Below are 23,890 nucleotides of genomic sequence, written 5' to 3'. Positions count from 1 at the left end.
CCCGTCTAGGCCTTGAACGTGCTCGCTACCGGATTGGCGAGCGGGAAGCGAACCTCGAAATCGAGGCCGCCCTCCCCCTTCAGCCGCTGTTCTCCTTCCAGCTGCCGAACGAAGCTGTCGATCAGCCGCATGCCAAGGCCGCTCCGCTCGCGCGGTTCGCCGAAGCCGACGCCGTCGTCGCGGATGGCGAGGCGGACATCGTCGCCCTCGGCGTCGAGCCTGATCGTGATCGTGCCTTTGGCTCCGCCGGGGAAGGCATGCTTGAGCGAGTTCGAAACGACTTCCGTGACCAGAAGGCCGACCACCATGGCGCGCTCGGGATCGAGCTCTACCGGCTGCATGTCGAAGCGCAACTCGCTCGAGCCGTCGAAGGAGGATCGAACGCCGTCGGCTATGTTGCGGATGTAGTGGTCGAGCTTGATCGCCTCGAGCCGGTCGGAGCGGTAGATCTGCTCGTGGACGGCGGCCATGGCGCCGATGCGGCCGGCCAGATCGCGCTTGGAATCGGGCGGAAGCGGCTGCAGCCTGATGAGCGACGTGACAGTCTGGAGGTTGTTCTTCACCCGGTGATGCACCTCGCGCAGCAGGAGACGGTTCTGCGCCAGCGCGTCTTCCAGCTCTTCGCGGCGGCGACTGTCGTGGACGAGGAGGCGGAACACCCAGCCGGCGAATCCGGCGAGGCCGAGGAGGATCGGGATGGCGCCGATGCCGATGCCGAGCATCCGCGAGCGGTAATCGGCCAGGACAGCATCGGTGGAGACGGCGGCCAAAGCAATCAGCGGTGCGCCTGCCACGCGGTGATAACCCACCAGCCGGGAGGTGCCGTCGGCCGGCGATGCCTCCGAACGATAGCTGCCGAACGGCGCTTCGGGCAGATAGCGGGTGAAGAGGATGTGATTGCTCAGGTCGATCGAACTTTCCAGCGAGGGGAAGCGCGTGACGAGCCAGCCGTCGTCGCCTACGATGCTCGCCGCGGAACCGCTGCCGAGGTTCAACGACACCCAGAAGTCGGCGATGAGATCGGAGGGCACGATGAGCGCGGCGATGCCGGCGAACTCTCCGTCCCGGACGAGGCGCCGCCCGATCACGAAGCTCTGGCGGTTGGTGGCGCGGTCGACGAGGAGCCTGGAGATGACGAAACTCTCGCCATCGCGAAGCGCCTGAAAATAGTTGCGGTCGCCGATCGTCACCTCCTCCTCCGAGGGAGCGGTCGACAGGATTTCGCGGCCGCTCCTGTCGAAGACGCGAACCACGACGTTGTCCGGCAGCCCCGCGACGGCGTCGTCCATGTCGCCGAGTTCGGCGGAACTCAGGAGTTCGGGGCGGAAGCCGATGGTGTCGTCGATGCGGCCGAGCGCCTGGCGGCTGGCTTCCACGATCCACTGGAAATGCGCGGCGATCGTCTCGGCCGCAGCCGCGGCGCGCTGCTCACCCCGGTTCAGCGTATCGCGATAGCCCTGCCATACGAACAGACCGCCGATGGAGATGACGACGAGGAAAAACGCCAGCGCAAGCCCAAGCGCCGCCAGCGGCGTCCTCATTCTCATGGCAACTCGTCCAATCCTGCTTCCTCGAATCAGGAAGGTAGTGTCTTTCGCCGCCGGTTTGAAGCCATTCGCATCCCGCGCGCATGCATCGCGGTTGGTCGAGGACCACGCTGGCGCCGATCGAAGCCGCGGGCTCCGTGAACTTTTGCCTGCGGAGCGAGTTTCCCTGAAGTAGCGAAAATAGAGCCGGACGGCCGGAACCGGCCACACGGCAAGCACGTAGCGGAGGTTCGCATGCCTGCCAAATCCAAATCCCAGCAGAAGGCGGCCGGGGCCGCGCTGGCCGCCAAGCGCGGCGACATCAAGAAGAGCGAACTCAAGGGCGCTTCCAAGGGCATGGAGAAATCCATGTCTGAGAAGGAGCTGCACGACATGGCTTCGACCAAGCGCAAGGGAAAGCCGGAGCACAAGTCGGATTCCTGACCCGGACGAACGGGCCGCGCCACCCGACCGAACACATTTCAGAGATCGGATAGCAGATGCAGACGACAGCCACGAAGACGGTACGGCCCTTCAAGGGCAAGGTGAACGTGATGTTCAGCGACGCCATCATTGCCTCGACGGGCAAGGCCATGGTGGTCGAGGAGCCTGGGCGGGCATCGCTCTACTATGTCCCATTCGAACACATCTATTTCGAGTTCCTGAAGCAGTCGCCCACGACCCGGAAGATGGAAGAAGGCGAGGCGCGGTTCTGGAACGTCACGGCGGTCGGCGAGTCCGCCGACGACGTGCTGTGGGCCTTCGATGCGCCCACCGTGGATTACAGCGAGCTTCGGTCGTATGGCGCCTTCGATCCGGGCAAGGTGAATGTCGAGGCCGTGGAAGAGCCCGACACCGAGCATCAGGTGCACTGGCCGCGCTGAAGCCCCAGCCTTCGCACAAAAAGCTGATGTTCAAGGCTCCAGCCGCTCGCCGTACGTCTATTGGTGGCGAGCGCGCAGCCAGCGCAGGACGGTCGATTCGTCCTCGTCGAGGCCCTGGAGGGGCTTTCGGGTGTGGCGACGGATCTCGGCAATCTCTTCAGACAGCTTTCCCTGTTCCCAGCTCTCGATGACGATCGGGTGGATGTAACACCGGCGGCAGACGGCGCGGGTGTTGCGCAGCCGCGCCGCGACCTTGTCGATCACCTCGTTGGTGGTGCGGGCCAGTTCGCGCTTGGTCGACGGGTACTCCTTCTGCGCGAACATGTCGGCGGCGAAGATGGTGGCCGACCAGGTGCGGAAGTGCTTGGAGCTGAAGTCCGGCCCTGCCGTCTCGTGAATGTACCGGTTGACGTCGTGCGAGTGGACGGGCCGCCGCGTGCCCTCCTCGTCGAGGTACTGGAACAGGTGCTGGCCCGGCAGTTCCTCGATGGCGCCGACGATGCGCGCGATGCGCCGATCAGTAAGCTGCAGCTTCCATTCCTGCCCAGACTTGCCGACGAAGGAAAAGCGGATGCGCTGGCCCTCGATGCGCACGTGCTTGCGGCGCAGGGTCGTCAGGCCGAAGCTCTTGTTTTCGCGCGAATAGGCATCGTTGCCGATGCGGATCAGCGTGTTGTCGAGCAGCCAGACGATGGAGGCGAGAACGCGCTCGCGCGGGGTGCCCCGCATGCGCAGGTCCTGGTCGACCCGGTCGCGGATGCGCGGCAGGGCGCCGGCGAAATCGACCAGCGAGGAGAACTTCGCCTCGTCGCGGCAGGCCGTCCATCCCGGATGATAGCGGTACTGCTTGCGTCCCTTCTGGTCGCGGCCGGTCGCCTGGATGTGGCCGGTCGGATCGGGCGAGATCCACACGTCAGTCCAGGCCGGCGGTATGGCGAGCGCCTTTATGCGAGCGATGGTCTCCGGCACCGCCAGACGCTGCCCCTCAGGCGTGAAGAAGGTAAAGCCCTTGCCGACGCGCCGGCGGCGTATGCCCGGCTCCATGTCGCTGACATAGGCGAGGTCCGCCCGCGCGGCCGACAATTCGCGCGCGGCGCTGGCGGTGGGTATGGTGTCCATGCGGCGCAGGTCAGTATCCCCCGATGATCGGCAGGATCTCGCCGGTGATGTAGCTGGAGCAATGGGACGAAGCGAAGAAGACGTAAGCCGGGGCTATCTCCTCCGGCTGGGCAGGACGCTTCATCTTGGTGCCGGCGCCGAACTGTTCGACCTGCTCGGGCGGGCGCTCGGAGGGATTGAGCGGCGTCCAGACGGGGCCGGGCGCGACGGCGTTGACGCGGATGCCGCGCGGCAGGAGGTTGGACGACAGCGCCTTGGTGAAGGCGTGGATGCCGCCCTTGGTCATCGAGTAGTCGATAAGTTCCTTGCTGCCGTCGATGCCGGTGATGGAGCCGGTGTTGACGATCGCGGAGCCGGGCTGCATGTGGTCCACGGCGGCCTTGGCCATGTGGAAGTAACCGTAGAGATTGGTCTTCAGCGTCGTGTCGAAATGCTCTTCCGTGAGATCGCCGAGATCGGAGGCGTGGTACTGGAAGGCGGCGTTGTTGACGAGGACGTCGAGCTTGCCGAACTCGCCCACCACCTTGTCCACCGCCTGGCGGCAGAAGTCGGCCTCCGTCACATCGCCGGCGATGAGCAGGCAACGGCGGCCTTCGTCGACGACGGCCAGACGCGTCTCCTCCGCGTCGTCGTCCTCGCTCAGGTAGACGATGGCGACGTCGGCGCCCTCGCGGGCGAAGAGGACGGCCACGGAACGGCCGATGCCCGAATCGCCGCCGGTGATGAGCGCGACTTTTCCTTCCAGCTTCTTCGATCCAAGATAGTAAGGCGCATCGTACATGGGCGCCGGGTCGAGCGCGGCTTCGTCGCCGGGCTTTGGCTGATGCTGCTTCGGGAAGGGCGGGACGGGATACTCCCGCGCGCCGGCCTGCATGGCGTCGTCGGACGAACCGTTGCCGCGATCGGCGTCCGCCTTGTCCACCTGCCGCTGGATGGAGCGCTGCCTCGAGACTTCCTCGGCTGCGTCCTTGCGAAACTCGCCGTTGGCCATGATGGTTGTCCCTCGGTTCTGGGGCGGGGGAACGCCCGCCGCCGTGGTCGTTGGTCTTCGACGTCAGAAATCGTTTTGGGCCAGCCTTGTTCCCGACGGGTGTTCCAGGAGAGGCAGTCGTGGCGAGTCAAAGGAGAGAGGAACGGGGACCGCGAAAGGACGCGTCGTGAGCGCGGCGTTCGATGACGCATTCTTCGACCGGCCGGTGCCAGAAGTGGCGCGGGACCTTATCGGCGCGGCGCTGTCGCTGGATGGAGTCGGCGGGACAATCGTCGAGACGGAAGCCTACGACCGGGACGACCCCGCCTCGCACAGCTATTCCGGGCAGACCATGCGCAATGCCGCGATGTTCGGTCCCGCCGGGCACGCCTACGTCTACCGCTCTTACGGGCTGCACTGGTGCTTCAACATCGTGTGCCGCCCGGGCTCGGCGGTCCTGGTGCGGGCGCTGGAGCCGGTCAGCGGCATTCCGGCGATGATCCGGAGGCGCGGCATGGAGGATGTCCGCTCGCTCTGCTCGGGACCGGGTAAACTGTGCCAGGCGCTGGCGATCGGCGGCGAGCACAACGGACTGCCACTGGCGCACGGTTCGCTGCGGCTCGAGCCGCCAGACAGGTCGCACGCGGTGGTGACCGGGACGCGGATCGGGATCAGCAAGGCCCGGGATCAGGACTGGCGCTTCGGCCTTGCCGGATCGAAGTTCGTAAGCAGAGCCTTTCCGAAGACGTCCGGGCGGTAAGGGTCTAAGGTGGGCGGCGCCTTCGGAGCCGCGTCATGCAATGGCGTTCTGCTCCGGAACCGCGTTGATCACGAAGCCCGAACTGCGGTAGGCGCCCGTCATTCCTTCACATCGGTCTGGGGACGAGCGTCACCAGACGCCCGCTCCTCGTGCCAGGTGCCGGACTGGTCCTCGTATTCGATGGTTTCGTCAGACCCCGCCTGCTCGTGCGCGGCGGCGGCGCGCTCGGCCGCTTCGGCCGCGGCGTCGTGAGAGGGGAAGGTCTCGGAGTAGACGTCGCCGACCCTGTAGGCCCAGGCGCCATCGTGCTCGACGACTTCGTAAGTGATGCGGGCCATTGTCTGTGTCTTCCTTGCGGTTTCGATTGTCTGATGAACAGGAAGAGGAGACGATTGTTCCTGTGGCGGCTTTCAGGAACAATGGACGCCCGACGCCGTTACCGGCGGTGAAAGGGAACCACCGTGGCAGCAAGAGCAGTCTGGAAGGGATATCTCCAGGTCGCCGAACTCAGTTGCGGCGTGGCGCTCTATGCGGCAGCCTCCACCTCCGAACGGATCTCCTTCAACATCCTCAACCGCAAGACCGGAAACCGGGTGCAACGGCAGTATGTCGACGAGGAGACCGGCAAGCCGGTGGAGCGCGACGACCAGGTGAAAGGCTACGAGGTGGCCGACAACCAGTACGTCGTGCTGGAGCCGGATGAGATCGCGGAGGCCGTTCCCCAGGGAGACAAGACGCTGAGCGTGGACACGTTCCTCAGCTGTCCCAACATCGATACCGTGTATTTCGACAAGCCCTATTACGTCGCGCCGGCCGACGAGGCGGCGGAGCAGGCCTTCGCCGTCATCCGCGAAGGCATGCGGGCGAAGAACGTCGCCGCCTTGGCGCGCGCGGTGCTGTTCCGCCGCGTGCGCACCGTGCTGCTGCGCGCCCAGGGGCCGGGGCTGATCGCGAACACGCTGAACTTCGACTACGAAGTGCGCTCGGCGCGAGAGGCCTTTTCCGACATCCCGGAGATGACGATCAAGGGCGAGATGCTCGATCTCGCCAAGCACATCATCAACACCAAGAAGGGCGAGTTCAAGCCGGACGAATACGACGACCGCTACGACGCGGCGCTCGCCGAACTGGTGAAGGCGAAGATGGAGGGCCGCGAGATCAAGGCGCCCGAACGCAAGCCGCAGGGCAAGGTGATCGACCTCATGGAGGCGCTGCGCCAGAGCGCGGCGGCGACGGACGCGGCCGGCAAGAAGAGCGGCGGCAAGAAAACCTCCTCCTCGAAGCGTTCCGCGAAGGGCGGCCAGGCCGAGCAGCGCAAGAAGGCAAGCTGATCCATGGCGCTCGAGACATACAATCAGAAGCGCAACTTCGAACGGACTTCCGAACCGAAGGGTGCCGCGAAGGCATCGAAGGGCGGCAACAGCTTCGTGATCCAGAAGCACGACGCCACGCGGCTGCACTACGATTTCCGGCTGGAAATGAACGGCGTGCTGGTGAGCTGGGCCGTGACGCGGGGTCCGAGCCTCGTGCCGGGCGAAAAGCGTCTCGCCGTACAGACCGAGGACCATCCGCTCGAATACGGCGAGTTCGAGGGGACGATTCCGAAGGGCGAATATGGCGGCGGCACCGTGCTGCTGTGGGACCGCGGCACGTGGAGCCCGACCGGCGACCTGAAGAAGGGCCTCGCCAAGGGGCATCTCGAATTCGAACTTTCGGGCGAGAAGCTGCACGGGCGCTGGCACCTGGTGCGGATGGCAAGGCGCGGGCGCGAAAAGCGCGACAACTGGCTGCTGATCAAAAGCGACGATGAATTCGCCCGCGAGGAGGACGATCCCGACATCCTGGAAGAGGCGCCGAAATCGGTGAAGACCGGCCGCGACATTCCCGAAATCGCCGAGGAAGCGCCGGGCTGGTCGTCCAAATCCGGAAAGCTCGACAAGAAGACTGGCAAGCCGGCGGCGAAGGCGAATACCGACGGGAAGGCGGCCGCAAAGGCGAAGCCGGCTACCAGCAAGAAGGAAGCGGCCGAAAAGCCCGCCGCGGAGGATTTCCCGAAAGGCAGCCGCAAGGCGAAGCGGCCGGATTTCGTCGAACCGCAACTCGCGACGCTGCGGCCCGAGGCGCCGGCCGGGACGCGCTGGATCCACGAGATCAAGTTCGACGGCTATCGCCTGCAGGCGCAGCTCGCCGACGGCAAGGTCAGGCTGCTGACGCGCAGCGGCCTGGACTGGACCGAGAAGTTCGGTACCGCGGTGGCGGATGCTTTCACGGGCCTGCCGGCGTCGGAGGCCGTCATCGACGGGGAACTCGTGGTGGAAGGCGGCGGCGGCGCTTCGGATTTTTCCGCGCTCCAGGCCGACCTGTCGGAAGGCCGCTCCGACCGCTTCGTGTTTTATGCCTTCGACCTCATCTACCTCGACGGACATGACCTGCGCGGGGCCGCGCTGATCGACCGCAAGGAGAGGCTGGCGAAGCTGATCGCCAACGCGCCGCAGAGCCTGCGCTACAGCGACCACTTCGAGGAGGACGGCGAGATGATCCTGCGCCACGCCTGCCGGCTCAGCCTGGAAGGCGTGATCTCGAAACTTCGCGACGGAAAATACCGCTCCGGCCGCGGCCGGGACTGGATCAAGTCGAAATGCTCGGACCGACAGGAATTCGTGATCGCGGGCTACGTGCCGTCGACAACGTCCGACACCGCGATCGGCTCGCTGGTGCTCGGGCATTACGAGGGCGACAAGCTCGTGCATGCGGGGCGCGTCGGCACGGGCTTCTCGCGCAAGGTGGCCGAAGACCTATTCCGCAAGCTGGACGCGATCCGGCGGGACAGGTCACCGTTCGATGCGCCTCTCGACGCGGCGTCCAAGCGGGGCGTGAAGTTCGTCGAGCCGCGGCTCGTCGCGGAGGTCGAGTTCCGGGCCTGGACCGCCGACGGCATTTTGCGCCATGCCTCGTTCCGCGGCCTGCGCGAGGACAAGCCGCCGGCGGAGATCGTGCGCGAACAGAAGGCGGCTTCCAAGGAAAAGCTGCCGCGCTGGACGGTGAAGCTCACGCATCCCGACCGCATCTACTGGAAGGATGCCGGCGTGACGAAGGAAGGGCTGGCGGAATATTACAGCCAGGCCTGGCGGTTCATGGCGCCGCTGGTGGTCAACCGGCCGCTGGCGCTGCTGCGCTGCCCGAACGGCTATGACGGGCAGAGCTTCTTCCAGAAGCATGCCTGGAAGGGGATGAGTTCGAACATCCTCACCGTCCACGACCCGAAGGACAAGTCCGGCCAGCCGATCGTGGCGATCGACGGGTTCGACGGGCTGATCGGGCTAGCGCAGGGCGGCGTGCTCGAAATCCATCCGTGGCAGGCCTCGCTGCATGACCTCGAACGCCCCGACCAGATCGTCATGGATCTCGATCCGGGCGACGGCGTGGAATGGCAGGCGGTGATCGAGGCGGCGAACGAGGTGCGGGAGCGCATGGAGGCGGAAGGATTTGCGTGCTTCCTTAAGACGTCGGGAGGCAAGGGCCTGCACGTGGTGAGCCCCGTCAAGCCCTCCGTCGGATGGGACGAGCTGAAGGCGTTCGCGAAGGGGATCGCCGATTCCATGGCGGGCGACAGCCCGGACCGCTTCGTGGCCACCGTGACCAAGTCGAAGCGGCGCGGCAAGATCCTGATCGACTACCTGCGCAACGGGCGGGGAGCGACCGCGGTGGCGCCCTACTCCACCCGCGCACGCGCCGGCGCGCCGGTGTCGATGCCGATCGCCTGGGATGAACTTTCCGGAGAGATCGGGCCGGCCTACTTCACCGTGCCCAACGCGCCGGCGCGGCTCGCCAACCTGGAGACCGATCCGTGGGCGGATTTCCGGAAGGCGGAAGTGCCACTCGGCAAGAGCCCGAAGCGCAAGGGCAAGAAAGCGGCCTGATCAGGACTTCGTCTTGCGCTTGCCCTTCTCGGATTCGACGCTCTTCTTCAGCGCGTCCATGATGGAGACGACGTTGCTCGGCGTCTCCTGCGGCTCCGCCCTGGCGGAGCCCTTCTTCGCCTTGGCCGGCTTCTTCTTCTTTTTCGCCTCGATGATCTCGAGAAGCTTGTCCTGGACCGGGTCCTCGACCATGGAAGGGTCCCAGTCCTTCGTACGCTCCTCGATCAGCTTCTTGACCAGGCGCATCAGCTTCTGGTCCGGCTTGTCGCGGTCGATTTCCTGGAAATAATCCTTCGCCTCGCGCACCTCGTCGCCATAGCGCAGCGTCCAGGCGAGGATTCCCTTGCCGCAAGGTTCGAGCATCACGGCACGCTCGCGCCGGAACAGCACGACGCGGGAGATGCCCACCATGTCCGTCGTGCGCATGGCGTCGCGGATGACGGAGAAAGCTTCCTCGCCGACCTTGTCGTCGGGCGTGACGTAGTAGGGCTTGTCGTGCCAGATCCAGCCGATGGAATCGCGCGGCACGAAGGTCTCGATGTCGATCGTGTGGGTGCTTTCGAGCGCGACGGCGTCGAGCTCGTTCTCTTCCATGACGATGTACTGGTCCTCGCCCGTCGGGTAGCCCTTGACCTCATCCCCATCGCGGATGGGTTTTCCGGTTTCGCCATCGACGTACTGGCTGCGGACGCGGTTGCCGGTCTCTCGGTTGAGGGAGTGGAAGCGGACCTTCTCGCGGTCGCTGGTGGCGGGCGTCATCGCCACCGGGCAGGTGACGAGCGACAGCTTCAGGTAGCCCTTCCAGAAATTGCGCGGAGCCATGCTCTTCCCGCCTCTTCGAACCGACAGCAACGTCGCATCGTGCAGGCTTGTTCCGCAAGCGACGAAGACAAGGGGGGCAGAGCCGGCCTCGCCGGAGTGTCCGGCCGGCTCTGCGACGGCGCGGGCGTTGCGGGGGAGATCACTCTTCCACGGCCGTCGACGCCGAACCCGGTGCTGTGCCGTTTGTTCCCCAATCCGTTCGAACATCCGTGACGCCAATCTGTTCGGCCGGAAGAAGGAGTTCCAGACAGCGATGTGAAGGCGATGTGGGAATGGTTTCAGCAAAACAGCGGCGCGGTCAGCGCGGTCGCCAGCGTGCTCACGCTGTTCGTGTGGACGCTCTACTTCCAGCTCCTCTACAACAATTACCGCCGCCTGCGGCGTCCGAAGATCCTGATCAACCGGGGCGCGGGACAGACCATCAAGTCAAAGTGCCTCGTCGCCAACATGAGCGCGGAAGCGGTCTACGTGGAGGCGGTCATGGTCTCGGCCAATTCCGGCAGGAGCCCGGACGAGCCGATCGTCTGTTCGCTGAGCGATCTCGACGCGACTCGCTCGGCCGAAGGCAACCCGCTCCCGCACTGGTTCCAGGGCCCCCTCAAGGCCAGCGAGATGCTCGACCTCGGCTCCTACGAAGAGGTGGTCCAGCGCGCCCTCGACTGCGCAGGCGAGGAGCAGAACTACCCGTTTCGGGTGGACGACGTGGTCTCCATCACCATAACGATCGTCGCGTCCTACATGTCCGAGGATGGGATGGCGGGAGCGGAGCGAACGTTCGACCTGGACCGCTCTGACAGCGGGGCAACCGTCCTGCGCCCGCGGACCTTCGCCGCCCGTCAGCTGCGATCGGCGCGCCAGCGGCGGCGTATCGGAAAATACCTCAGGCGCGAACTTTCGCGCGAAAGGAGCAGCATTCGGTGACCCGCTCCGCGCATTCCCTGGGGCGGGCAGATGGAGGCTTTTCGCTGGAACCATCCCGCCGCCGGAGCATTCAACTGGTTAATGTCACCCTTGGGCGGCGGTGACCGACGCAATCCAGTTTGGAGGCCGGCAGGCGAAGGCAACGCTGAGCGTAGGCCGTGAGGGTATGGCGTATGTCCCCTGACAGCGAGATCGTCAGTCTCATTCCAGCCTTGCGTGCCTTCGCGCGCACCTTCTACCGGGACCCCAGCGACGCGGACGACCTGGTGCAGGAAACCCTGACGAAGGCTCTCGCCAAGATCCATCAGTTCGAAGCCGGCACCAGCATGAAATCGTGGCTGTTCACGATCATGCGCAACACCTTCTACACCAAGATCAGGATCGCAAACCGCGAAGCACCCGGCGCCTCCGACGACGCGTCTTTGAGCCCGGCTATGGACGCGACGCAGGAATGGTCGGCGCGGCGCCACGAAATCGCCTCGGCGCTGCAGCGGCTTTCCGAACAGCAGCGCGAGGTGCTGGTGCTGATCGGCGTGCTCGGCATGAGCTACGAGGAGGCGGCCGAGATCTGCGATTGCGCGATGGGAACGATCAAGAGCCGGCTGAACCGCGCGCGGCACCGGCTGCTCGAGGAACTTGGCGAGGCGTCGGGCGAGAGTAGCGTCGAACGCGCGGAAATCTATCCCGTCGCCTCGATGATGGACGCGTCCAAGACCGGCTAGGTCGACCGGCTATCGCGCCGACGTCGCCCGGTCAGCGGGCGACGATTTCGTGGAAGCTCTCCCGTACGCCCGGAACATCCTTCGCCACCACGAGGCCGAGATTGCGGCGGTCGAAGATCTCGAACCACTCGTCCCACTCGACAATTTCGGGAGCACCGAGGTCCGTGGGGCGGTCCTGGCCCTGGTCCTGGTCCTCGTAGGCACGCTGATCGAAGACGAGGAGCAGGAACGGCTCGTTGTTCTCGATCGCAGTCGACGTCTGACGGATGGCGGGTGCGCCCATTCTCGCGGCCGCCCAATCACGAATCTCGTCGTGGCCGGTCAGCATCCGGGTTTCCGCCATGTCGTCGTCTCCTTGAAGTTCGTCAGTCGGTCAGGGCTTCGTGCGTGCCGGCTTCTTGGGTTTCGGCGCGGGCGATGCAGCCGGTTTCGCGGCGGCGGTCTTCTTCACCGGCACTTCGGCGGCCACGGCCACGGTTTCTTCCGAGGCGGCCGGCTTCTTGCGGCTGCGCGCTGCCTTCGGCTTCTCGGCGACCTCGCCATCCAGTTCGCGCTGGGCCTGCGCCCAATGCTCGTCGTGCATGCCTTCCGGTCGCCCTTCGCGCTCCCAGATTTCGTACGCCTTCTGCTTCAAGGCTTCGCTGCGGTCGTTCGCCATTCCCATAAACCTCCGTCGCTCACCGGTTTTGATCACAACGTCGCTGCTGGCGAATTGTTCGGAAATGCCAGCCGGCGATCAGGATACCACCGGGCTGCCGGCCGCACCATTGCGCCATGCCGTCACAAGCGAGGTCGCGGGCATCTGGAACGGCGCTCCCGGTTCGGCGATCTGGCCGCGCGGCTCGGAAAAGATGATATCGCCATCGATCGATGGGGCGGGACGAAGGCGGTCCGACAGGTTCGCGCGCATCATCAGCGTTTCGCCGCCGAGATTCCAGTCGATGGCGATCAGCCCGTCGGTCGCCGAGACGATCCGGCCGGAGTTCGCCCCGGCATTCCTGAGCGCGGGCACGAGGAACTGCCTGCGGATGCCGAGGAGTTCGCGGATGTATTCCATCCAGATGCGTCCGGCACCCACCTCGGTCTTGCGCCAGTCGAGGCGGGAGGCTTCGAACGTCTCCGGCGCGTTGGGATCGGGGATGGTCTTCAGTTCGTCCAGCGTGTGGAAGGCGGAGAACTTCGCGAACTCGCGGCGCCGGCCCTCGGTCACCGCGCGGGCGAGATCGCCGTGGAAGTCGGTGAAGAACAGGAAAGGCCGGTCCTCGGCGAATTCCTCGCCCATGAAGAGCAGCGGGATGTGGGGAGACAGGAGCAGCATGGCGTAGAACACGCGCAGCATGTTGGGCTGGGTGAGTTCTCCGAGGCGCTCGCCATAGGCGCGGTTGCCCACCTGATCGTGGTTCTGCAGGAAGTCGACGAAGGCGGTGGGCGGCAGATGGGCGCTCGCCTCGCCGCGCGGCTCCCCGTGCTGCGGCGAGATTTCGCCCTGGTAGGCGTATCCTTCCGCCAGGCAGCGCGCCAGCTTGCCCCAGGAATCATCGACGAAATCGGCGTAGTAGGCTTCGTCCTCGCCGGTGGCGATCGCGTGCGTTACGTTGTGGAAGTCGTCGTTCCACTCCGCCGTGTAGGCGGTGACGCTCCCGCCTTCGCCGCGTTCGTGCAGGTGGGTGACGTTTCGGTTGTCCTCGGTGGTGAGGTGGATCGGCCTGCCCCACTCCTCCGCCCTGACGCGTGCCGCGATCTCCTCAAGCAGCGCGTCGTCGGCGTGATCGACCGCATCGAGCCTCAGCCCGTCGAGATTGAACTCCTCGAGCCAGTAGAGCGTGTTCTCCACGAAGAAGCTGCGGACAGGGTCCAGTTCGTAGGAAATAGCGGCACCCCAAGGGGTGTGCTGCTCGGGATGGAAGAAGTCCGGCGCGTAGAGCGACAGGTAGTTTCCGTCGGGCCCGAAGTGATTGTAGACCACGTCCAGAAGCACCATCAGGCCGCGTGCGTGGGCTTCGTCGACGAACCACTTGAAGTCGTCTGGAGAGCCGTAGGCGGGATGCGGCGCATAGAGCAGGACGCCGTCGTAGCCCCAGCCGCGATTGCCGGCGAACTGGGCGACCGGCATGATCTCGACGGCGGTGACGCCCATGCTCGCCAGATGATCGAGTTTTTGGGCGGCCGAGCGGAAGGTCCCCTCCTCGGTGAATGTGCCGAGGTGAAGCTCGTAGATGACGGCTTCTTCCCACGGGCGGCCGGTCCATCGCGGGTGGCGCCAGCGGTAAGCGGTCGGGTCGACGACGAGCGAGGGGCCGTGGACGTCGCCGGCCTGCGCGCGCGCGGCGGGATCGGGAACGACGTGGCCGTCAGGCAGCACGAAGGCATATTCGGCCCTGGGCTCCACGCCGGTAGCGAGAAGCTCGAACCAGCCGTCCTCCCGCCGCTCCATGGGCGCATCGGCGCCGTCGAGGCGAAGGGTCAGGCTTTCGAGGCCGGGAGCCCAGAGCCGGAAGCGGACCTCGCCGTCTCGGACGAACTCCGAACCCCAGCTCTTCGGGAAGGTTCTGAACTCCTTCGCCTGTGCCCCATTCACGCCCGGGTCTCCATGAGCAACAGGGCACGCGCGTCGGCCCGTACCATCCGCCCTTCGAGCGGACCGGCATGGGAATCGTCCTCGGTATCCAGAAGCAGGCTCCAGCCCCCCTTCATCGGCTCCGGCAAGGTGAAGTCCATGCTTTCGTAATGCGCGTTGAGGACGATCATCAGCTTCTGATCGGCATTGGCAAGCACAAGCGCGAAGGAATGGGTGTGAGGGTTGTCCCAGTCCGAACGCTCCAGCTGCTTTCCGTCGGGCCGGAACCAGCCGACGGTGGTGCCGCCGTTGCGCTCCAGATCGCCGTGCAGGAACAGGCGCTGCCTCAACAGCGGCTGATTCTTGCGCAGCTGGACGATGCGGCGGGCGAAGGCGAAGAAGGCCTGGTCGCGCTCGCCGACGTCCTCCCAGCGCAGCCAGTTCATCTCGGTGTCCTGGCAGTAGCTGTTGTTGTTGCCGCCCTGGCTGCGGCCGTTCTCGTCGCCCATCAGGATCATCGGCGTCCCTTGCGAGAACAGCACGGTGGCGAGCAGATTGCGGCGCATGCGATCGCGCAGGTCGAGCACCTGCTCGTCGTCGGTCTCGCCTTCCGCACCGCAGTTCCAGCTCAGGTTGTGCGAATGGCCGTCTCGGTTTTCCTCCTTGTTAGCCTCGTTGTGCTTGTCGTTGTAGCTGACGAGGTCGGTGAGGGTGAAACCGTCATGGGCGGTGATGAAATTGATGCTGGCCCATGGGCGGCGGCCGCGCTTTTCGAACAGCTCCGAGGAACCGAGCAGCTTTCCGGCGAGATCCGGCGCCTGGCCGTCGTCGCCCTTCCAGTAGCCCCGGGTCGTGTCGCGGTACTGGTCGTTCCATTCGGCCCACATGGGCGGGAAGTTGCCGACCTGATAACCGTCGGGGCCCGTGTCCCAGGGCTCGGCGATGAGCTTGACCTGCGAGAGGACCGGATCCTGGCGGATGGCGTCGAGGAAGACAGCGTTCTGGTCGAACACGTCGCGATCCCTGCCGAGCGAGCTGGCGAGATCGAAACGGAAGCCATCGACGTGGCATTCCTGGACCCAGTAGCGCAGCGAATCCATGACCATCTGAAGCACGCGCTGGTTGCGCAGGTTCACGGTGTTGCCACAGCCGGTGGTGTCGAAGTAGTAGCGCGGATCGTCACCGAGCAGATAGTAGCTGGCATTGTCGATGCCGCGGAACGAGAGCGTCGGGCCCATATGGTTGCCCTCGGCCGTGTGGTTGTAGACCACGTCGAGGATCACCTCGATGCCGGCTTCGTGCAGTCGCCGCACCATGAGCTTGAATTCGTGGATGCCGGCGCCCGGCGAGATGTAGCGCGTGGCCGGGGCAAAGAAGCCGATGGTGTTGTAGCCCCAGTAGTTGACCAGGCCGCGCTCGATCAGGTGGCGGTCGTCGAAGAAGGCCTGGCACGGCATGAGCTCGATCGCGGTGACGCCGAGCTTGACGAGGTGCTCAATTGTGTTCGGATCGGCGAGGCCTGCAAACTTGCCGCGAAACTGCTCGGGAACCTGCTCGTTCAGCGCCGTCATGCCCTTCACGTGGGCCTCGTAGATGATCGTGTCTTCCCACGGGATCCGGGGACGGATGTCGGGTCCCCAGGTCACGGCGGGATCGACGACGACGCATTTCGGCATGACGAAGGCGGAGTCGCGCCGGTCGAAGGAGAGGTCGTCGCGGGGATGGCCGATGCGGTATCCAAAGACGGCATCGTGCCAGCGAATCTCGCCGCGCAGTTCCAGCGCGTAGGGATCGAGCACGAGCTTGTTGGGATTGAAGCGGTGCCCGGCCGACGGCTCGTAGGGTCCATGGACCCGGTATCCGTAGAGCTGTCCCGGCCGGACGTCCGGCAGGTAGCCGTGCCAGACCTCATGGGTAAATTCCGGCAACGTCACGCGTTCCAGCTCGCGCCGTCCGGTTCCATCGAAGAGGCAGAGTTCCACTTTCGTGGCGTGGGCGGAGAACAACGCGAAGTTGACCCCCGAGCCATCCCAATGGGCGCCCAACGGGAACGGCGTCCCGGGCTGAATCTGTCTGGTGCGGCGCATGGGAACCTTATTCGGCTGGAGCGAGGACAACCGCTGCGAGCGGTGGCAGGTCGAGCTCCAGCGATTGCGGCCTGCCGTGCCACGTAACGGCCTCGGTTTCTACTGGTTCCGTCGTACCGGCGCCGGAACCGCCATATTCGGCGGCATCGCTGTTGAAGCGCACCGCCCAGGTTCCGGCCTTCGGCGCGCCGACGCGGTAGCCGGACCTCGGCATGGGCGTCATGTTGCACAACACGATCACCGGATCGCCGTTGCGGCCGCGGCGGATGAAGGAATAGACGCTGTTTTCCGCGTCGTCGGATCCGAGCCATTCGAACCCGGCGGGATCGCAGTCCAGTTCGTGAAGGGCGGGCAGATCGCGATAGATGCCGTTGAGATCGCGTACCACCGCCTTCACGCCCGCATGCATGGGATCGTCCAGGAGGTGCCAGTCGAGCGACTGGTCGTGGTTCCACTCGCGCTCCTGGCCGAACTCGCAGCCCATGAAGAGCAGCTTCTTGCCCGGATGCGTCCACATGAAGGACAGGTAGGTGCGCAGGTTGGCGAACTTCTGCCATCGGTCGCCCGGCATCTTGCCGAGAAGCGAGCCTTTGCCGTGCACGACCTCGTCATGGGAGATCGGAAGGACGAAGTTCTCCGAGAAGGCATAGACCAGACCGAAGGTCATCTGGTGGTGATGATGCTTGCGGTGCACGGGATCGAGGCTGATGTATGCCAGCGTGTCGTGCATCCAGCCCATGTTCCATTTGTAGTTGAAACCGAGACCGCCGTCTCCCACCGGCCGGCTGACCCCAGGCCAGGCGGTGGATTCCTCGGCGATCGTAAGGGCGCCGGGATGGAGATCGGCGACGCGCTGGTTGGTTTCGCGCAGGAAAGCGATGGCATCGAGGTTCTCGTTGCCGCCGTGCCGGTTCGGGATCCACTCGCCCGCCTTGCGGGAGTAATCGAGGTAGAGCATCGAGGCGACGGCATCCACGCGGAGAGCGTCGATGTGGTACTGGTCGAGCCAGAACAGCGCGTTGGCCTGGAGGAAGTTCGAAACCTCCACGCGGCCGAAATTGTAGATCAGCGTGTTCCAGTCCTGGTGGTAGCCGAGCCGCGGATCCTCGTGCTCGTAAAGCGCGGTGCCGTCGAAACGCACCAGACCGTGCGCGTCCGACGGGAAGTGCGCCGGGACCCAGTCGATGATGACGCCGATGCCCGCCTGGTGCAGTTCGTCGACGAACCTGGCGAAGGCCTCCGGCGAGCCGAAGCGGCTGGTGGGGGCGAAGAGGCCGATCGGCTGATACCCCCAGGACCCCGAAAAGGGATGCTCGCTGATCGGCAGCAGCTCGACATGGGTGAAGCCCATTTCCTTGACGTAGGAGACGAGCAGTTCCGCCAGAGCGTCGTAGTCGAGCACCTCGCCATCGGCGCCGCGACGCCAGCTTCCGAGATGGACCTCGTAGATCGACACGGGTTCGGTTTTCGCGTGCCGCGCCGCGCGCTGCGACATCCAGCCTTCGTCGCCCCATTCGTACTTCGGCAGGCCCGACGCGATGGAGGCGGTGGCGGGCGGAACTTCGGACGAGAAGGACAGCGGATCGGATTTCAGCGGCAGCAAATCGCCATGCACGCCGAGGATCTCGTATTTGTAGCGGTGACCGGTGCCGATGCCCGGAACGAAGAGTTCCCAGACCCCCACGCCGAGGCGCTTTCGCATCGGATGGCGCCGGCCGTCCCAGGCGTTGAAGTCGCCGACGACGCTGACGCGCCGGGCGTTGGGGGCCCAGACGCAGAAGACCACGCCTTGAACACCGCCGACCTCGGCCGGATGCGCGCCGAGACGCTTGTAGAGCTCCGCGTGGCGGCCCTCCCCCATGAGATATTCATCGAGTTCGCCGAGGATGGGGCCGAAGCTGTAGGGATCGTCGATCTCCCAGCGATGGTCGCCGGCCGACATGCCGAGCCGGTAGGCGAAGCGGTCCTTGCGGTCCGGCACGACGCCGGAGAAGAACCCGTCCGGATGGACGCGCTCGAGCTTCTCGATCGGGGTGTTGCCGTCGCGGTCGAGGACGGTTACCTCGCCGGCCTCCGGCGCGAAGACGTTGACTATCAGGGGTTCGTCGCCGCCGCCCTGCATGCCGAGAACGACGAAGGGATTGCCGTGGCGGCCGCTTACGATGGCGTTGATGTCCGCCGTCGGCGCGGCATAGGGATTTGTGCCTGCCGCGTTCATGAGGCTGCTCCATTGTTGTCGTTGACGAGGTCGAGCAGTCCGCGAAGGGGGATGTCCACCCAGGTCGGGCGGTTCGCAAGTTCGTAGCTCACCTCGTATGCTGCTTTCTGGATGAGGAAGAGATCGAGGAGATCGCGCGCGAACGCCTCGTCGTCCGGATGCGTGGGACTGCCCTCGATCGCGGAATTGTAGGCTTCGATGAAGCCCGCCCGCGACTGCTGGCGCCACAGTTCGGCCCGTTCGACCGCACGATCGTCCGCCGGAACCGCCATCGGTCCGCGCCGGCGCGTGACATCGGCCGCGAGATAGTCGATCGACCGCAGCATACCGGCGACGTCGCGCAACGGCGACATCTTGGCCCGGCGCTCTTCGATCGAGCGGCGCGGTTCGCCCTCGAAGTCGATGATGACGATATCATCCGCCGCCACCAGGACCTGGCCGAGATGGTAGTCGCCATGGATGCGCGAGCGCCCGCCGGACGGCGTGTGCGAGAGGCAGGCATCCAGCCGCTTCGACAGGTCGCCCTTCAGGTCGAGGACCTCGCCGATCATCTCGGCGGTGCGATCCGTGTAGCGCGAGCGCGCCGACTTCAGCGCCTTCATCATCTCGTCGAGATCGGCGCGGGCGGACTTCACCCATTCCTTGACGTCGGACTTGCCCGTCTTCTCGGCCTTGAAGGCCTCGTCGTCGGTCTCGGTCGCGAGCGCCCGGTGCAGCTCGGCGGTGCGACGGCCGAGCGTCTCGCCGAGGTTGAGCGGGAAGAAGAAAGCGTTCTCCTCCTCTTCCGACACAGGAGCGGCGGTCGAGATCATGTCGGCGTTTTCCATGTCGCGCTGGAGCGCCGAGGACAGCACCTCCCACGCGTCGCCCTGATTGCGGACGAATTCGAAGGCGCTGGCGAGCACCGTCGGCTCGTCGCCCTCGCGGGCGAGTTCGATCGCGCCGAGATAGGCGGGCATGTTGTCGAAGTGGCCGACATTGGTGAGGAAACGGGCCATCTCGACTTCGGGCTGAACGCCGCTGCGAAGCCGGCGATAGACCTTGAGGATGATGGAATCGCCGAAGGCGATCGAGACGTTGCTCTGCTCCACCCCGAGCGGCCGGGGCGTCCCGGCCTCCGCGTAGACGGAAGGATTGCCGTTGTTGTCGAACGACACGGTGCCAGCCGTCCCCTCGAGGGAAGCGCCTTCCTGCATCGCCGCGATGATGGTCTTGCCGAAATCCTCGTCGTGGACGCTGTCGAGCAGCGCTCCGAGCTTCGGGCCCTGCCGCAGCTTCGCCAACGTATAGGAGAGGGTCGGCGAACCGAAGGCGAGGTTTTCCTCGCCCCAGCGGGCCGAAAGCGGCATCAGATATCGCTGGATGCCTTCTCCGAAGTCGATCTGGCATTCGGCGAGCAGATGCTTGCCGCGCTCCATCTCGGCGAGCGGTACGACCTTCGCGGTCTTGATGGTCTGGTCCTTGGCGGCGAACCAGCGCTGCAGGCGCAGGAACTGCGGCAGCGCCTCGCTTTCCAGCGTCGCGCCGGCCGAACCGGACAGCGCCGTGCTGACCTTGCCGTCACGCGTGGTGAGGGTGATGAATTCCGGCAGGATATCCGGCACCTGCTGATGCCAGCTGGGCGCCTCCGCCTCTTCGGCGAGGAGCAGCCAGTAGAAACCGTAAGCCGGCAAAGTGAGCAGGTACGGCAGGTCTCCGACCGGCGGGAAGGGGGAGCGGCCGGTGAGCTCGATCGGCACGGCGCCCTTCCACTTCGACAGGTCGAGTTCGACCGCCTGCGCCTGGCGCGACAGGTTGGCGACGCACAGGATACGGTCGTTGCCGTATTCGCGGATGTAGGCGAGGACCTTGCGGTTGCGCGGATAAAGCAGCGTCAGCGTGCCGCGCCCGAAGGCCGCGTGCTGCTTGCGCACGCTGATCAGCTTGCGCATCCAGTTGAGCAGCGAAGAGGGGTCGCGCTGCTGGCTCTCCGCGTTCACGGCCTGGTAGCCGTAGATCGGGTCCATGATGACGGGCAGATAGAGCTGCTGCGGATTGGCGCGCGAGAAGCCCGCGTTGAGATCGGGGGACCACTGCATGGGCGTGCGAACGCCGTCGCGATCGCCGAGATAGTAGTTGTCGCCCATGCCGAGCTCGTCGCCGTAATAGACGATCGGCGTGCCGGGCATCGACATCAGCAGGGAGTTCAGGAGTTCGATCTTGCGTCGATCGTTCTGCAGCAGCGGGGCGAGGCGGCGGCGGATGCCGAGATTGATGCGCGCGCGCTTGTCCTCGGCATAGGTGCGCCAGAGGTAGTCGCGCTCCTGGTCGCTGACCATTTCGAGCGTGAGCTCGTCGTGGTTCCGCAGGAAGATGCCCCACTGACACCCTTCCGGGATTTCCGGCGTCTGGCGGATGATGTCGGAGATCGGATAGCGATCCTCCTGCGCCAGCGCCATGTAGATGCGCGGCATCAGGGGGAAGTGGAACCCCATGTGGCACTCGTCGCCTTCGCCGAAATAGGGCCGCGTGTCCTCCGGCCACTGGTTGGCCTCCGCGAGCAGCATACGATCGGAATAATGCGCGTCGAGTTCGGTACGGATCTTCTTCAGAACCTCGTGCGTCTCGGGCAGGTTCTCGTTGTTGGTGCCCTCGCGCTCGACCAGATAGGGGATCGCATCCAGGCGCAGCCCGTCGACGCCCGCGTCGAGCCACATGTGCATGACCTTCAGCACTTCCCGCAGCACGCGCGGATTGTCGAAGTTGAGATCCGGCTGGTGGGAATAGAAGCGATGCCAGAAGAACTGGCCCGCCACCGGGTCCCACGTCCAGTTCGACGTCTCGGTGTCGAGGAAGATGATCCGGGTTTCGGGGAACTTGGTGTCGGCGTCGCTCCAGACGTAGAAGTCGCGCGCGGCCGAGCCCGGCTTGGCGTGGCGCGCCTTCTGGAACCAGGGATGCTGGTCGGAGGTGTGGTTGATGACGAGTTCGGTGATGACCCGCAGCCCGCGCCGGTGCGCTTCGGCCACGAAGGCCTTGAAGTCGCGCATGGTGCCGTAGGACGGGTTGATCGACCGGTAATCCGCGATGTCGTAGCCGTCGTCGCGCAGTGGCGAAGGATAGAAGGGCAGGATCCAGATCGCGGTGACGCCGAGATCCTGGATGTAATCCAGCCGCCGCATCAGGCCGGCGAAATCGCCCATGCCGTCGTCGTTGGAGTCCTGGAAGGCCTTGACGTGCATCTGGTAGATTATGGCGTCGCGGTACCAATCGGACTGGCTGCGGTCGATCGCGCCGTCCATCTTGTTGCTGATCACCTTCATGCCTGGGTCACCGGTCCGAGAAGACGCCAAATGGCATAGGGCCGCGAATGCGGGTCGAGCGCCAGCCTGTGGTGCTTGCCGTACCAGGCGAAGGTGTTGCCGTTGACGAGGTCCTGCACCTCGATCGATCCGTCATCCGGAATGCCGAACTCCCACAGCGGCACTTCGAAGTCGAACTCGTGTGCGTTGTGCGGGTCGAGATTGACGTGGAACAGGAGATAGCTCCCCGATTTCGGGTCGCCTTTCGAATAATAGAGCACGTTGTCATCCCATGCATTGTGGAAGCGCAGCGAGGTGAAGTCGCGCAGCGCCGGGTGCTCCGCCCGCAGGCGGTTAATCAGCCGGATGTCGTCCTTGATGTGGAAGGGCTGGTCGAAATCCCAGTTCCGGATCTCGTACTTCTCGGAATCGAGATACTCTTCCTTGCCCGGCATCGGCGCCGCGTCGCAGACCTCGTAGCCGTTGTAGATGCCGTAGCTGCCGGCCAGCGTCGCGGCCATGATCAGCCGCGTGCGGAAGCCCGGGCGGCCGCTCTGCTGGAGGAAGACGGGATTGATGTCGGGCGTATTGGTGAAGAAGTTCGGACGCATGTAGTGCCGGCACTCCTCCTGCGTGAGCTCAGTCAGGTACTGCTCGAGCTCCCACTTGAGGTTGCGCCAGGTGTAGTAGGTGTAGGACTGGGTGAAGCCGACCTTCGCCAGACGCTTCATCACCTTCGGCCGCGTGAACGCCTCCGACAGGAAGATCACGTCGGGATGCTTCGCGCGGATTTCCGCAAAGACCCATTCCCAGAACGGGAACGGCTTGGTGTGCGGATTGTCGACGCGGAAGATCTTAACGCCGTGGTCGATCCAGTAGAGGAAGACGTCGCGCAACGCGTACCAGAGGCCGGGGATGGAATCCCGGTAGAAGTGGACGTTGACGATGTCCTCGTACTTCTTCGGCGGGTTTTCGGCGAACTTGATCGTACCGTCCGGACGCCAGTCGAACCACTCCGGATGTTCCTTGATCCAGGGGTGGTCGGGCGAGCACTGGATGGCGAAGTCGAGCGCGATCTCCAGCCCGTGGTCGGCTGCTTCCTTCACCAGCCGGTCGAAATCCTCGATCGTGCCCAGTTCGGGATGGATGGCGTCGTGCCCGCCCTCGGCGGAGCCGATCGCATAGGGGCTGCCGGGATCGTCCTCGGACGGCGTCAGCGTGTTGTTCCGGCCCTTGCGGTTGGTCTTGCCGATGGGATGAATGGGCGTGAAGTAGAGGATGTCGAAGCCGAGATCGCGGACATAGGGGAGCCGGTCGATGACGTCGTTGAAGGTGCCGTGGCGGTCGACGTCGAAGGCCTGCGAACGCGGAAACATCTCGTACCAGGCGCCGAAGACCGCTTTCTCGCGCTCCACGATGACGTCGAGAACCCGCTCGTAGCGGGTGAGGCTGTTGCGGGGGGCGGACGCCTTCATCAGGGCCGCCGTCTCGTCGCTGAGGAGCAGAGCCAGCTTGCGCTCCTCGTCGCCCTCGCCCTGCAGGAAACTCGAAAGGCTCTCCAGCGCCGAGGCGCCGTCGGGATCGCGGGGATTCGCCGCGGCGTCCGCGACCATGTGGGAGGCTTCGGTGATTTCGAGGCTCACCTTCTGCGAGGCGGCGATCTTCTTGCGCACGTCACGCGCCCAGCCGCCGAACAGATCGCGCCAGGCGATGACCGTGAACTGGTGATCGCCGATATCGGGGAAGATGATCTCGCCGCGCCAGCGATCGTTTTCGAGAAATTCCAGCGGCGTCTCGGTCCACGCCTCATCGCCCTTGCGGCGCCACAGGAGCGCGGCGTCGATGACGTCGTGGCCTTCGCCGAAGACATCGGCCTCGACGACGAAGGACGTGCCGGCGACCGTCTTTGCGGGAAAGCGGCCTCCGTCGATTTCGGGGTCGATCCCCTCGATCGCCAGACGGCGCTCCGCAAGGTCATGCAGGAGTTCACGTCCGACCGTGTCGTCCTGCGGGACAGCGGTCTTCGTCTTCCTGGCGCTCCGGCTTCCGCTCACTGCCTTCATGATGCTCTTCATCGTGCGGCACGGAACTTGGAGTCGACGG

At 65.1% G+C, this 23,890-nt stretch carries 19 protein-coding genes; 7 read left to right on the top strand and 12 right to left on the bottom strand.

The features are described from left to right. Window positions 1-5: 5 nt before the first annotated feature. On the bottom strand, window positions 6-1,547 hold the full coding sequence (locus BSQ44_RS02860; protein WP_083534394.1) for a sensor histidine kinase: 1,542 nt from the start codon (window positions 1,545-1,547) through the stop codon (window positions 6-8). Window positions 1,548-1,781: 234 nt separating this feature from the next. Between BSQ44_RS02860 and BSQ44_RS02855 the strand changes: the two genes are divergently transcribed. Together BSQ44_RS02855 and BSQ44_RS02850 are read left to right on the top strand one after the other, a co-directional pair. Beyond that, window positions 1,782-1,970, top strand: coding sequence for a DUF3008 family protein (locus tag BSQ44_RS02855; RefSeq protein WP_072601848.1), 189 nt, complete (start codon window positions 1,782-1,784; stop codon window positions 1,968-1,970). Window positions 1,971-2,026: 56 nt separating this feature from the next. After that, the gene (locus tag BSQ44_RS02850) at window positions 2,027-2,410 is read left to right on the top strand and encodes a DUF427 domain-containing protein (RefSeq protein ID WP_072601847.1); all 384 of its coding nucleotides are present in this window, start codon (window positions 2,027-2,029) and stop codon (window positions 2,408-2,410) included. A gap of 57 nt (window positions 2,411-2,467) precedes the next feature. Here BSQ44_RS02850 and BSQ44_RS02845 read toward each other — a convergent pair whose 3' ends face one another. Together BSQ44_RS02845 and BSQ44_RS02840 are read right to left on the bottom strand one after the other, a co-directional pair. After that, window positions 2,468-3,529 (bottom strand): DNA topoisomerase IB, encoded by a 1,062-nt coding sequence (locus BSQ44_RS02845; protein ID WP_072601846.1) that lies wholly within the window; start codon window positions 3,527-3,529, stop codon window positions 2,468-2,470. Between the two features lie 10 nt (window positions 3,530-3,539). After that, window positions 3,540-4,520 (bottom strand): SDR family oxidoreductase, encoded by a 981-nt coding sequence (locus BSQ44_RS02840; protein ID WP_072601845.1) that lies wholly within the window; start codon window positions 4,518-4,520, stop codon window positions 3,540-3,542. 166 nt (window positions 4,521-4,686) lie between these two features. Between BSQ44_RS02840 and BSQ44_RS02835 the strand changes: the two genes are divergently transcribed. After that, window positions 4,687-5,259 carry a DNA-3-methyladenine glycosylase gene (locus BSQ44_RS02835; RefSeq protein ID WP_072601844.1) on the top strand — a complete coding sequence of 191 codons (573 nt, stop codon included), beginning with the start codon at window positions 4,687-4,689 and terminating at the stop codon, window positions 5,257-5,259. A gap of 98 nt (window positions 5,260-5,357) precedes the next feature. On the opposite strand, the gene BSQ44_RS02830 is transcribed toward BSQ44_RS02835, so the two are convergent. Continuing rightward, window positions 5,358-5,597 carry a DUF2188 domain-containing protein gene (locus tag BSQ44_RS02830; protein WP_072601843.1) on the bottom strand — a complete coding sequence of 80 codons (240 nt, stop codon included), beginning with the start codon at window positions 5,595-5,597 and terminating at the stop codon, window positions 5,358-5,360. A 123-nt stretch (window positions 5,598-5,720) separates the two neighbouring features. Here BSQ44_RS02830 and ku (BSQ44_RS02825) point away from each other — a divergent pair, with 123 nt between their 5' ends. Together ku (BSQ44_RS02825) and ligD are read left to right on the top strand one after the other, a co-directional pair. After that, window positions 5,721-6,590, top strand: coding sequence for a non-homologous end joining protein Ku (gene ku, locus BSQ44_RS02825; protein ID WP_072601842.1), 870 nt, complete (start codon window positions 5,721-5,723; stop codon window positions 6,588-6,590). 3 nt (window positions 6,591-6,593) lie between these two features. After that, on the top strand, window positions 6,594-9,179 hold the full coding sequence (ligD, locus tag BSQ44_RS02820; protein ID WP_072601841.1) for a DNA ligase D: 2,586 nt from the start codon (window positions 6,594-6,596) through the stop codon (window positions 9,177-9,179). Here ligD and ku (BSQ44_RS02815) read toward each other — a convergent pair whose 3' ends face one another. Beyond that, window positions 9,180-10,001 carry a non-homologous end joining protein Ku gene (gene ku / locus BSQ44_RS02815; protein ID WP_072601840.1) on the bottom strand — a complete coding sequence of 274 codons (822 nt, stop codon included), beginning with the start codon at window positions 9,999-10,001 and terminating at the stop codon, window positions 9,180-9,182. Between the two features lie 264 nt (window positions 10,002-10,265). Here ku (BSQ44_RS02815) and BSQ44_RS02810 point away from each other — a divergent pair, with 264 nt between their 5' ends. Both BSQ44_RS02810 and BSQ44_RS02805 read left to right on the top strand, forming a co-directional pair. After that, window positions 10,266-10,922, top strand: a complete 657-nt coding sequence (locus BSQ44_RS02810) for a hypothetical protein (protein WP_072601839.1) — start codon at window positions 10,266-10,268, stop codon at window positions 10,920-10,922. A 173-nt stretch (window positions 10,923-11,095) separates the two neighbouring features. Beyond that, window positions 11,096-11,644 carry a sigma-70 family RNA polymerase sigma factor gene (locus BSQ44_RS02805; protein WP_072601838.1) on the top strand — a complete coding sequence of 183 codons (549 nt, stop codon included), beginning with the start codon at window positions 11,096-11,098 and terminating at the stop codon, window positions 11,642-11,644. Between the two features lie 31 nt (window positions 11,645-11,675). Here the strand turns inward: BSQ44_RS02805 and BSQ44_RS02800 are convergent, their stop codons facing one another. The 7 genes from BSQ44_RS02800 to BSQ44_RS02770 form a co-directional block, all read right to left on the bottom strand. Continuing rightward, window positions 11,676-11,987, bottom strand: coding sequence for a hypothetical protein (locus BSQ44_RS02800; protein WP_072601837.1), 312 nt, complete (start codon window positions 11,985-11,987; stop codon window positions 11,676-11,678). Between the two features lie 30 nt (window positions 11,988-12,017). Further along, window positions 12,018-12,302 (bottom strand): DUF2934 domain-containing protein, encoded by a 285-nt coding sequence (locus BSQ44_RS02795; RefSeq protein ID WP_157894497.1) that lies wholly within the window; start codon window positions 12,300-12,302, stop codon window positions 12,018-12,020. Between the two features lie 78 nt (window positions 12,303-12,380). Continuing rightward, entirely contained in the window at window positions 12,381-14,222 is a 1,842-nt protein-coding gene (gene treZ, locus BSQ44_RS02790; RefSeq protein WP_072601835.1) for a malto-oligosyltrehalose trehalohydrolase, read from the bottom strand. Beyond that, window positions 14,219-16,288, bottom strand: a complete 2,070-nt coding sequence (glgX, locus tag BSQ44_RS02785; protein ID WP_072601834.1) for a glycogen debranching protein GlgX — start codon at window positions 16,286-16,288, stop codon at window positions 14,219-14,221. Before glgX ends, treZ begins: the two co-directional genes overlap by 4 nt. Before the next feature lie 7 nt (window positions 16,289-16,295). After that, a complete protein-coding gene (gene glgB, locus BSQ44_RS02780) occupies window positions 16,296-18,506 on the bottom strand; it encodes a 1,4-alpha-glucan branching protein GlgB (protein WP_072601833.1) in 2,211 nt (736 codons plus the stop codon). Further along, complete coding sequence (treS, locus tag BSQ44_RS02775; RefSeq protein WP_072601832.1) at window positions 18,503-21,808, bottom strand: maltose alpha-D-glucosyltransferase; 3,306 nt, start codon at window positions 21,806-21,808, stop codon at window positions 18,503-18,505. The genes glgB and treS overlap by 4 nt, the downstream gene beginning before the upstream one ends. Then, entirely contained in the window at window positions 21,805-23,850 is a 2,046-nt protein-coding gene (locus tag BSQ44_RS02770; protein ID WP_083534939.1) for an alpha-1,4-glucan--maltose-1-phosphate maltosyltransferase, read from the bottom strand. The genes treS and BSQ44_RS02770 overlap by 4 nt, the downstream gene beginning before the upstream one ends. Window positions 23,851-23,890: the final 40 nt, after the last annotated feature.

Origin of the sequence: Aquibium oceanicum, assembly GCF_001889605.1 — a bacterium.
Classification (GTDB): domain Bacteria; phylum Pseudomonadota; class Alphaproteobacteria; order Rhizobiales; family Rhizobiaceae; genus Aquibium; species Aquibium oceanicum.
The sequence above is the reverse complement of the archived record's forward strand: the minus strand, read 5'-3'. Positions and strand labels throughout refer to the sequence as shown.

Coding starts and splice junctions, on each gene's coding strand:
- glgB (WP_072601833.1), bottom strand. CDS start 18,506: ATGAACGCGGCAGGCACAAATCCCTATGCCGCGCCGACGGCGGACATC.
- BSQ44_RS02770 (WP_083534939.1), bottom strand. CDS start 23,850: ATGAAGGCAGTGAGCGGAAGCCGGAGCGCCAGGAAGACGAAGACCGCT.
- BSQ44_RS02800 (WP_072601837.1), bottom strand. CDS start 11,987: ATGGCGGAAACCCGGATGCTGACCGGCCACGACGAGATTCGTGATTGG.
- ligD (WP_072601841.1), top strand. CDS start 6,594: ATGGCGCTCGAGACATACAATCAGAAGCGCAACTTCGAACGGACTTCC.
- BSQ44_RS02805 (WP_072601838.1), top strand. CDS start 11,096: ATGTCCCCTGACAGCGAGATCGTCAGTCTCATTCCAGCCTTGCGTGCC.
- BSQ44_RS02860 (WP_083534394.1), bottom strand. CDS start 1,547: ATGAGAATGAGGACGCCGCTGGCGGCGCTTGGGCTTGCGCTGGCGTTT.
- BSQ44_RS02855 (WP_072601848.1), top strand. CDS start 1,782: ATGCCTGCCAAATCCAAATCCCAGCAGAAGGCGGCCGGGGCCGCGCTG.
- BSQ44_RS02845 (WP_072601846.1), bottom strand. CDS start 3,529: ATGGACACCATACCCACCGCCAGCGCCGCGCGCGAATTGTCGGCCGCG.
- treS (WP_072601832.1), bottom strand. CDS start 21,808: ATGAAGGTGATCAGCAACAAGATGGACGGCGCGATCGACCGCAGCCAG.
- ku (WP_072601840.1), bottom strand. CDS start 10,001: ATGGCTCCGCGCAATTTCTGGAAGGGCTACCTGAAGCTGTCGCTCGTC.
- BSQ44_RS02830 (WP_072601843.1), bottom strand. CDS start 5,597: ATGGCCCGCATCACTTACGAAGTCGTCGAGCACGATGGCGCCTGGGCC.
- BSQ44_RS02810 (WP_072601839.1), top strand. CDS start 10,266: ATGTGGGAATGGTTTCAGCAAAACAGCGGCGCGGTCAGCGCGGTCGCC.
- BSQ44_RS02850 (WP_072601847.1), top strand. CDS start 2,027: ATGCAGACGACAGCCACGAAGACGGTACGGCCCTTCAAGGGCAAGGTG.
- BSQ44_RS02795 (WP_157894497.1), bottom strand. CDS start 12,302: ATGGCGAACGACCGCAGCGAAGCCTTGAAGCAGAAGGCGTACGAAATC.
- glgX (WP_072601834.1), bottom strand. CDS start 16,288: ATGCGCCGCACCAGACAGATTCAGCCCGGGACGCCGTTCCCGTTGGGC.
- BSQ44_RS02840 (WP_072601845.1), bottom strand. CDS start 4,520: ATGGCCAACGGCGAGTTTCGCAAGGACGCAGCCGAGGAAGTCTCGAGG.